This window comes from Rhodococcus sp. APC 3903, from assembly GCF_030407755.1.
Taxonomy (GTDB): domain Bacteria; phylum Actinomycetota; class Actinomycetes; order Mycobacteriales; family Mycobacteriaceae; genus Rhodococcus_F; species Rhodococcus_F erythropolis.
Window position 1 is genome coordinate 1 of record NZ_JASDCV010000062.1, and the last position, 7,329, is coordinate 7,329.

The following is a 7,329-nucleotide window of genomic DNA, read 5'->3' on the forward strand; positions in this document are numbered from 1 at the left end:
CATACCGCCGCGGATTCCGCGAAGCAGCACGATCCCTCGCCCAAGCCGCCGAAGAACTCCCCGAAGACCAACTGTTCGAACACCTGCTCAGCATCGGCCGCGAACGCCGCGCCGCCTCCCAACGCCTCGCCGCCATCCGCGAAGGCCGAGCATGACCAACAAGCCAAGAGTGGTGAAACACAGCATCTTCGGAGTCCTCGCGCTCGCCGTCGCGGCCCTGGACTTCACCATCGGCACCAACACATGATCACCGCCGGAATCATCGCCCTCACCGCCTCCGTCTACAGCTTCACCAAAGCCGCCAGACTCCGAAAAGCTCCAAGCGACAAGGAGAATCGACTATGACGACCGAAAAAGACACCAGCAGACCGGGTTGGAAAGCGCACACCGTTGTCGCGCTGATCAGCCTCGCCGTCGGCATCATCTTCCTCAGCTTAGGAACAACCGTTGCCCTCATCGCCGGAACAAGCCTCCTCGGACTCGCGGTCTACCACTACGTCCTAGCTCTACGCCTCCGACGAGAACTCAACACACCCACCGAAGAGGAGGGTTGAACGTGAGCGACGACGAACACGACGCCTGGCAACTACACCACCATCACGGAGCCAGCTGGGAAGACATCGGCACCGAAATGGGATGCAGCCCCACCACCGCGCAAACCCTCGCAGCCGCCTACGAGAAACGCACCGACACAGCAGCTCACAGCGCCCAAAACGCCCTGTTCTGACCCGTCGATACTGCGATCCCTGTCGGACCCGCACGGCACACTCGTCGACAAACAGCACGCTCGAATCACCCACGAGAAGGAGGACCACCGCATGGCTATCGCCGCGATCATCGCCGTAGCAGCACTCTTGATCTGGGGATTCGGATCGATCATCGCCCGACTCGCAGGCGCAATCGCAGTCTTCGAGGGACTGCTCCGCATCGGCTTCACCGGAAGCACACCCACCGCCTACGCAATCCTCGCCGCCGGCCTCGCAATCTGGATGACCGGACACTGGATCTGGGCGTTCAAACACAAAGCCTGGCGCACCCGACTCGCGCTGACCGCCTACAGCCTCCCCGGACTCCACCACCTCGCACCCATCCCCACCAACCACACCCCCAAACAGGCGCAACGCACCGCCGCGTGGCCGAGCAACTACAGGGAGACGAACCGATGAGCGAGCAGACCCGAACAACGCTCAGAGTCGCCGGCGATCAGATCAGTCCTGTCATCGACGTGGAAGATGTGATGGGCCGCGCGCTCACCGGCGAGGAAAATCGGATCCTCCGCACCGGGATCGAATCGACCAACGGGAAAAGCCCCCAACCGTAAACGAACGTATTCGGCCCGCGAATCGGCCCGAATCGACGCGATTGGGCGACCATGCGAAACCGTCGACCGAAACTCATGACCGAAACTAGATCGACCGAAACGGGTGAGTAGACCGTTTTCGGTCGATTCGATAGCATCGCTCTCAACACAGAACGACGAACACGCCGCCAGTGACCATAGACAGAGGGTCGGCGGCGTCGAAACCGCAGAAACGCGTACAGCCGTAAAACGAGAACCGGGGGACCAGACCATGACGAATCCAGACGAGATTCCGCGTAAACCCACCCGCATCCTCACCACAGGTGAGATCGAACGGGAAATAGCAGGCATCCGCGCCGGCCTCGAAATGGGTGGCGTCCCCTTCACCACCGAAGCCGAAACAGCTGCTCGATCGGTACTCTCCGGGAACCTGACGGGAGACGAGGCGATCGAGGTTGCACATGCCGCGATCCGCCGGCGGCACGGACTGTGACCGATTCCTACCACTACCCGGGTACACAAGTACTCCGAAACAGGTTCGGCTACAAAGACCCTCAGATCCTCGCCGAGGTCGAAGGCGCGATCGCCGCTGCCCGAATGGCAGAACTGGCAGCGAACCCGATCGACGGACACTTCGACTTCGCGCACCTGCAAGCGATCCACCGACACCTACTCGGCGACCTCTACGACTGGGCTGGTGAAATCCGCACCATCGACACCGCGCCGGGCGATCACGACCCACCCGCTGCCATCCCCGGCGAACTCGATCGAGTGTTCACCGACATCAACAGCGGCGTCTACGTCAACCACCACAGCCACGAAGCGTTCGTCCAGGATCTCGCCGGACACTGGGGAGACCTGACTAGTGTCCATCCGTTCGTCGACGGAAACTCCCGTACCCAAAGGGTTTTCTTCGACCAGCTCGCCCGCGACGTGGGATGGGCAATCGAGTGGCGCGAACTCAGCGTCGACGCCGTCCAAGCTGCCCGCAACTTCGCTTACATCGATGGCGGAACCATCCTCGCCGACGTATTGCGCCCCGCGATCAAACCTGTCACCGAAGTGCCCACGGACTCCATCGCCACCGCACCCCGCGAGAACGTCATGACCTTCCCCGAACACTGGCAAGCCATGATCGAGCACTACGACACCATGCCCGAACAGACCTACAGCTGGGCGAGCCAGATCAAACCCGAAGCACCACAACATGACCCACAGACGACCGAGATCCGGCCAACGCCGAAGCCGGCCACTCCGGAGCGAGAACTAGCCGACCTCGACACCACCAAGTTCCACACCCACTGGAGTCCAGAAGTCGACCACCAACTCATGAACAGCCGCACCATCCCACAACACAGCAGCAGACCAGAAGGACCGAGACTGTGAGCATCATCGGATACGCCCGCGTCTCCACCCTCGAACAAAACCCCGAACTGCAAGAACACGCACTCCGCCAAGCCGGAGCGATCCGCATCTTCACCGACTACGAATCCGGCTCCAAGACGCAGCGCCCCCAGCTCACCGAATGCCTGAACTACCTACGCGACCATGACGGCGACGTCCTCGTCGTCTGGAAACTCGATCGCCTCGGACGATCCGTCCGCCACGTCATCGACACCGTCCACAACCTCGGCGAACGCGGCATCGCATTCCGGTCCCTCACAGAAGGATTCGACACCACCACCGCAGGTGGCGAATTCCTCTTCCACATCATGGCCGCCCTCGCCCAAATGGAACGCCGCATGATCGTCGAACGCACCCACGCCGGCCTCGAAGCCGCCCGCCGACAAGGCCGACACGGCGGCCGACCCACCGTCATGACCCCCGAACGCACCGATCTCGCCCGCACTATGCGTGAACAGGGCAAAAGCCTCGACACGATAGCTTCGACACTCCGTGTCGGCAGATCATCCGTCAGTCGCGCCCTCGCACCCGAGAGGGCCGGCGAGACGCAGTAATCCTCACACGAACCAAACACAAGCGGAACCGTCAAAACCGACGCGGTACCGCCCCTGTTTCCGCGACCTTGCGCTCCATTCGAGCTAACCGATCAGCAGGTTTCCGATGAACCGCAGTCCCTTCGGCCGTGGGATCGGCGACAGAAGCCCTCAAGAACGACAGAATCGGCTCAGAACCCCCGTGGGCTAACGCATAATCGTCAGCCATGTCCTCTTCCTTCCGTAGAGCCGACGCGTTCCACGACAACCACACATAACCCAACAGTCCAGTCACGGAGAGAAGCGCGACAGCCCACCCTGAATGGGAGAGCAGGAACCACACACCGGCCACGGCCGCGACCATCCACAACCCCTGAGAGATCCGTCTCCGCAGCATAGGGCCTGGGTCGGCCCGGTGGCCCAACTCATGCAACACGATTGCGTCCGCAATCTGAGTGTTGATGATCCCGGTCGCCACCTCTCGCGGATGAAACACCAACTCGTCTGTCTCGTAGTAATACATCGCAGGAGTAGACGCACCCGACCCGGCCACATTCGCCGTCCGCAGCGCACTGAACGAAACCCGCGGCGAACCCTGCTGTCCCGCCACCCCAGCCAGATACGCCACGCGGTCAATCAACCAGGCCCGCGCATCCTCCGTGGTGGCAAACGAAACCACAAAATCGTCACTCGGCATGGCCTCAGTCATTCACCCAACATAGACGGGCTGTGCGCTACCACCACACCGCCAACACACCCACCGCTAAGGCCGCGGCTGCGATAACCGCCGTGCCGCCGACACCCATCGACGCGCGTAATCCGAACCACCCCTGCACCTTCGCATGACCCCAGAGAGCCACCGCGACAGCGATCACCAACAACCACAAGGCATGATCCCGAATCACATCCCACAGAGGTTCCAGCGAGAACAACTCCGCGCCATCAGGATCAGAGGCCGGCATATACGTCTGAGCAAATATGGTCGTCATGCCTGCGACGGTAGGGCAGAAAAGTCAAGAAGCAGAGCGCTTTTCACGCGACAATGAGGTTGCGCACCCCCTACGGGGGTGCGCACATTCTAACAAAAACCGATCCGCTCGGGCGTGTCGCACACTCCCAACACCCACACAACTCAGCCAGCTGCTTCCGAACGCTCAACCGCAATCCTTGGAGTGCGAACCAAAAACGGCTTCACCCGCTTACCCGTCAGCATCCTGCACAGGTCCTCAGGCGCTCCAACGAACCCGAACTTCCGAATGTAACTACGCCGCAGTGAATCCGAAGCGGCCAACGCCACCAAAGTCACACTGAACTCATCAGCAAGACCACCCACCAAACCCGCAACCTCGTCCGCAGAGCTGGCAGTCGCCTCCGTCATCGGCCACCGCGAAAAACTCCGAACCTCGAACACCCCGGGCACCTCATCTCTCGGCACCACCCGCAGCGACGCGGAACTATCCGAGCTTTCCAGGCAGAAACCCGGCGAAAACACCGAGGCCACCGGCCAACTCACCAGCAACACGGCTGCGAAAGACAGCACCGCAACCCCGCCGAGCTGCACCGCCGCCTGCCACGTCAAGCCCAGAGCAACGAGAACCGGAACCCACCCCACGAGGACCAGTAAAAACAGCAGCGATCGGACACGCTTCTGCCGCTCGAACGGACTCCGCCCAAAACCCCACATCGCAGCCACGAACTCGCGCCAGCACATCACCAGACGCCGGGCCCGGCTGACACTCAGACCAGCAATGAGTGAGGCAAACGCCGCACTGTCAGCACCATCGGCGTACCGCGCCGCCGTCACGATTCGATCCATCCAGAACCGGTGATAATCCCCAGCACGACCGCGCAACCGACATAGACGACGAAAACGGCCGTTCCAATCCCATTGAGCAGCGACAAGGGCAGCGGCCCCGATGCCGCCAGCTGCGTCGCACTCGCCGTGGCACTCGCAAACGCCGCATCGGCAAAAGCCCACGCACTAAGGCATGCAACACCGACCACGGCAAACGGCCAGGGCGACCGTTCCGACGCCGCCACAATCGCACCGACCACCGCGACACCGACCGACACCGCTGACGCCATCATCAAAACCGGCCACCAATCATCAGAACCCATCGCTGACGCTGACGACAAAGCACTGACAGACTCAATCATTTGAACTCCCGGTTGTAGACAGACTAAAGCCCTGCACAAGGAAATTTTGAATTCACTCAAGGACTGATGAAAGTCATTATGCACAGCTTTGCGGCCGGCCGCGACCGCACTTTGCAGTGGATTGAATCGCCAGTTCAACGCATGAAACTGGTTCAGAAACACACCGATTCACATACCGCGACGCCACCGCGCTCGCTCAAGCGTGTCTGGTTTTTATAACAACGAATCCGGCAAAAATATGTCTAAAAAATAACTGTGATCTGTGTCTAGAAAATAACTGAAGATTGATCTCGTAACGATCTCTGTCACGCACTGATTACCGCACGCAGAAAGACAGCGGCGAACACATCAAAGCCGCGCAGTAGCTCCCGAAGACCTCACCGCGCGGCCGTGCCAGCGACACGCGACCACGACCGGGGACGCATCAGACAAGTTCCATCCGCGATCAGGCCGGACACCAGGAGTAATGCTGCCGACCGTCGGCGCTACTGGAACTTTTCGGCGTGATCGCTCAGCAACCGCGCCAGCGCCCGAACCGTTTTCGGGTCGCTCATATCGCCGCCGCGCGCACAACCGATCTGGGCGCCCGACGCCGTCTCCGCAGCCTGCAACTCCCGATACGCCTCGACAAGCTCAGCACTCGGATTCGCCATCAGCTCCGCACGACGCTTCTGCTCAGCCTCGCGAGCAGCGCGCATCTCGCCCGAGAACTGCTCCTCGCGCCAGATTCCGAACCTGCGACGTTTCCACGGCGAACGGACCGCCGCACCGCCCATCCACGCCGCGAACTGCGCCTTGTCCCGCTCCCACCTCCGCGGCCGAAACTCGGGACTCCAACTATCCGACAACTGCCTCCCCCATCTCGTGTCGACCAGCGGATAACCCTAAAACTAGCAGGCAGCGGCCACAACCAGCGGTACGCCCGATCACGCGGAATCACGCAGAGCGTTCTCACAAGCAACGAACGCTTTGGCCATATTCAACATCACTACCGCCTCCGCGCGAGTAAACGTTGGCTCCTCCAAACCTCCGTGACCTGCGGTTGGCTCCGTATTTCGACGTGAAAAAATCTCGTGCATGTAGTCCACCACCGGATCCGGCAAATTCGATGCAGCCTTGTACTCAGTCTTGAATTGCCCCATAGACTTTTTTGCGACCGCACTCGTGCCGACGGTTTCCTTCGCGAGAGTTTCCAACGCACCCGCTACCGCTACCAGCACACCCGTGTAATCACCGGCGTCAAGGTTGGAACCCGCACGAGCAAAAAGAGCCCGAATGTTCTGATGAGCTGACTCCTCAACCCTCTGATCGAGATCGGTGGACTCAAGAATCTCGACCTCAACTTTTCCCGGCTCCGGCCGACGAATTCGGGCACCGAAGTTGAACGCTTCGAACACCTCATTGATCGCATTCAAGCTCAAGTAACGATGAGCCACCATCTCCGCAGAGAACTCAGCAATCTCCGCCGCACTCATTGACCTAATGGACGCACTAATCTCACCATCATGCCAGGCCATCACAGCCGGCTCGTACATACCATAACCATCATCCTCAAGGACATAAACCGGCCGCTGTGTGATGTTACTTGCCGCATTAACAACCGCGTTGTAGAAGATCGCTCGATGAATCTCCTCCGACGTGCCCGCCCTCTCATCTGCATTCTTTCTGATTGTGCGGACTATGAAAGACTTCATTTCCGCAGGCGCAATCTCCTCATTGAGAGTGTTAATTACTTTTGAGTCGAGATAAAGGCCCAGTTCCATATGCTGGTTATGTACCATGAAGCCCAACTGGATTGGCTAAGTTCGATCAACTGGATTCGGTGATCCAACTTTCCTAATAAGCAACAGAGCTACCGCGACACCAAGCGTGGCCGGCCTCCGTCGCTCCCGCACAATCACCCCGCCAGCCACCCGAGCGGGAGGTGCGAACGCC

General features: G+C 60.2%; 13 protein-coding genes and 1 pseudogene. 8 read left to right on the forward strand and 6 right to left on the reverse strand.

Features of this window, described 5'->3' with window-relative positions; all coding sequences use genetic code 11:
- From QMA15_RS32950 to QMA15_RS32320, 8 genes and pseudogenes are all read left to right on the forward strand, one after another.
- Window positions 1-155, forward strand: a pseudogene (locus QMA15_RS32950) (DNA helicase); the annotation flags it as partial.
- A 186-nt stretch (window positions 156-341) separates the two neighbouring features.
- Window positions 342-554 carry a hypothetical protein gene (locus tag QMA15_RS32290; protein WP_290289169.1) on the forward strand — a complete coding sequence of 71 codons (213 nt, stop codon included), beginning with the start codon at window positions 342-344 and terminating at the stop codon, window positions 552-554.
- Between the two features lie 2 nt (window positions 555-556).
- Window positions 557-727, forward strand: a complete 171-nt coding sequence (locus tag QMA15_RS32295) for a hypothetical protein (protein ID WP_290289171.1) — start codon at window positions 557-559, stop codon at window positions 725-727.
- 91 nt (window positions 728-818) lie between these two features.
- On the forward strand, window positions 819-1,166 hold the full coding sequence (locus tag QMA15_RS32300) for a hypothetical protein (RefSeq protein WP_290289174.1): 348 nt from the start codon (window positions 819-821) through the stop codon (window positions 1,164-1,166).
- On the forward strand, window positions 1,163-1,321 hold the full coding sequence (locus QMA15_RS32305; RefSeq protein ID WP_290289178.1) for a hypothetical protein: 159 nt from the start codon (window positions 1,163-1,165) through the stop codon (window positions 1,319-1,321). The genes QMA15_RS32300 and QMA15_RS32305 overlap by 4 nt, the downstream gene beginning before the upstream one ends.
- Before the next feature lie 250 nt (window positions 1,322-1,571).
- Complete coding sequence (locus QMA15_RS32310) at window positions 1,572-1,793, forward strand: hypothetical protein (protein WP_290289181.1); 222 nt, start codon at window positions 1,572-1,574, stop codon at window positions 1,791-1,793.
- On the forward strand, window positions 1,790-2,686 hold the full coding sequence (locus tag QMA15_RS32315; protein ID WP_290289184.1) for a Fic family protein: 897 nt from the start codon (window positions 1,790-1,792) through the stop codon (window positions 2,684-2,686). The genes QMA15_RS32310 and QMA15_RS32315 overlap by 4 nt, the downstream gene beginning before the upstream one ends.
- A complete protein-coding gene (locus QMA15_RS32320; RefSeq protein WP_290289186.1) occupies window positions 2,683-3,258 on the forward strand; it encodes a recombinase family protein in 576 nt (191 codons plus the stop codon). Before QMA15_RS32315 ends, QMA15_RS32320 begins: the two co-directional genes overlap by 4 nt.
- A 31-nt stretch (window positions 3,259-3,289) precedes the next feature.
- On the opposite strand, the gene QMA15_RS32325 is transcribed toward QMA15_RS32320, so the two are convergent.
- The 6 genes from QMA15_RS32325 to QMA15_RS32350 form a co-directional block, all read right to left on the reverse strand.
- Window positions 3,290-3,946, reverse strand: coding sequence for a hypothetical protein (locus tag QMA15_RS32325; protein WP_290289189.1), 657 nt, complete (start codon window positions 3,944-3,946; stop codon window positions 3,290-3,292).
- A gap of 25 nt (window positions 3,947-3,971) precedes the next feature.
- Window positions 3,972-4,226, reverse strand: a complete 255-nt coding sequence (locus QMA15_RS32330) for a hypothetical protein (RefSeq protein WP_290289190.1) — start codon at window positions 4,224-4,226, stop codon at window positions 3,972-3,974.
- Between the two features lie 143 nt (window positions 4,227-4,369).
- Window positions 4,370-5,041 carry a hypothetical protein gene (locus tag QMA15_RS32335; RefSeq protein WP_290289193.1) on the reverse strand — a complete coding sequence of 224 codons (672 nt, stop codon included), beginning with the start codon at window positions 5,039-5,041 and terminating at the stop codon, window positions 4,370-4,372.
- On the reverse strand, window positions 5,038-5,556 hold the full coding sequence (locus tag QMA15_RS32340; RefSeq protein WP_290289195.1) for a hypothetical protein: 519 nt from the start codon (window positions 5,554-5,556) through the stop codon (window positions 5,038-5,040). The genes QMA15_RS32335 and QMA15_RS32340 overlap by 4 nt, the downstream gene beginning before the upstream one ends.
- Before the next feature lie 323 nt (window positions 5,557-5,879).
- A complete protein-coding gene (locus QMA15_RS32345) occupies window positions 5,880-6,242 on the reverse strand; it encodes a hypothetical protein (protein WP_290289198.1) in 363 nt (120 codons plus the stop codon).
- A gap of 78 nt (window positions 6,243-6,320) precedes the next feature.
- Window positions 6,321-7,184 carry a hypothetical protein gene (locus QMA15_RS32350; protein WP_290289201.1) on the reverse strand — a complete coding sequence of 288 codons (864 nt, stop codon included), beginning with the start codon at window positions 7,182-7,184 and terminating at the stop codon, window positions 6,321-6,323.
- Between the last annotated feature and the right edge of the window lie 145 nt (window positions 7,185-7,329).

What these genes read in the sequence shown, in the direction of transcription:
- QMA15_RS32290 (WP_290289169.1), top strand. Translation starts at nt 342, where the DNA reads ATGACGACCGAAAAAGACACCAGCAGACCGGGTTGGAAAGCGCACACC.
- QMA15_RS32300 (WP_290289174.1), top strand. Translation starts at nt 819, where the DNA reads ATGGCTATCGCCGCGATCATCGCCGTAGCAGCACTCTTGATCTGGGGA.
- QMA15_RS32305 (WP_290289178.1), top strand. Translation starts at nt 1,163, where the DNA reads ATGAGCGAGCAGACCCGAACAACGCTCAGAGTCGCCGGCGATCAGATC.
- QMA15_RS32310 (WP_290289181.1), top strand. Translation starts at nt 1,572, where the DNA reads ATGACGAATCCAGACGAGATTCCGCGTAAACCCACCCGCATCCTCACC.
- QMA15_RS32325 (WP_290289189.1), bottom strand. Translation starts at nt 3,946, where the DNA reads ATGACTGAGGCCATGCCGAGTGACGATTTTGTGGTTTCGTTTGCCACC.
- QMA15_RS32330 (WP_290289190.1), bottom strand. Translation starts at nt 4,226, where the DNA reads ATGACGACCATATTTGCTCAGACGTATATGCCGGCCTCTGATCCTGAT.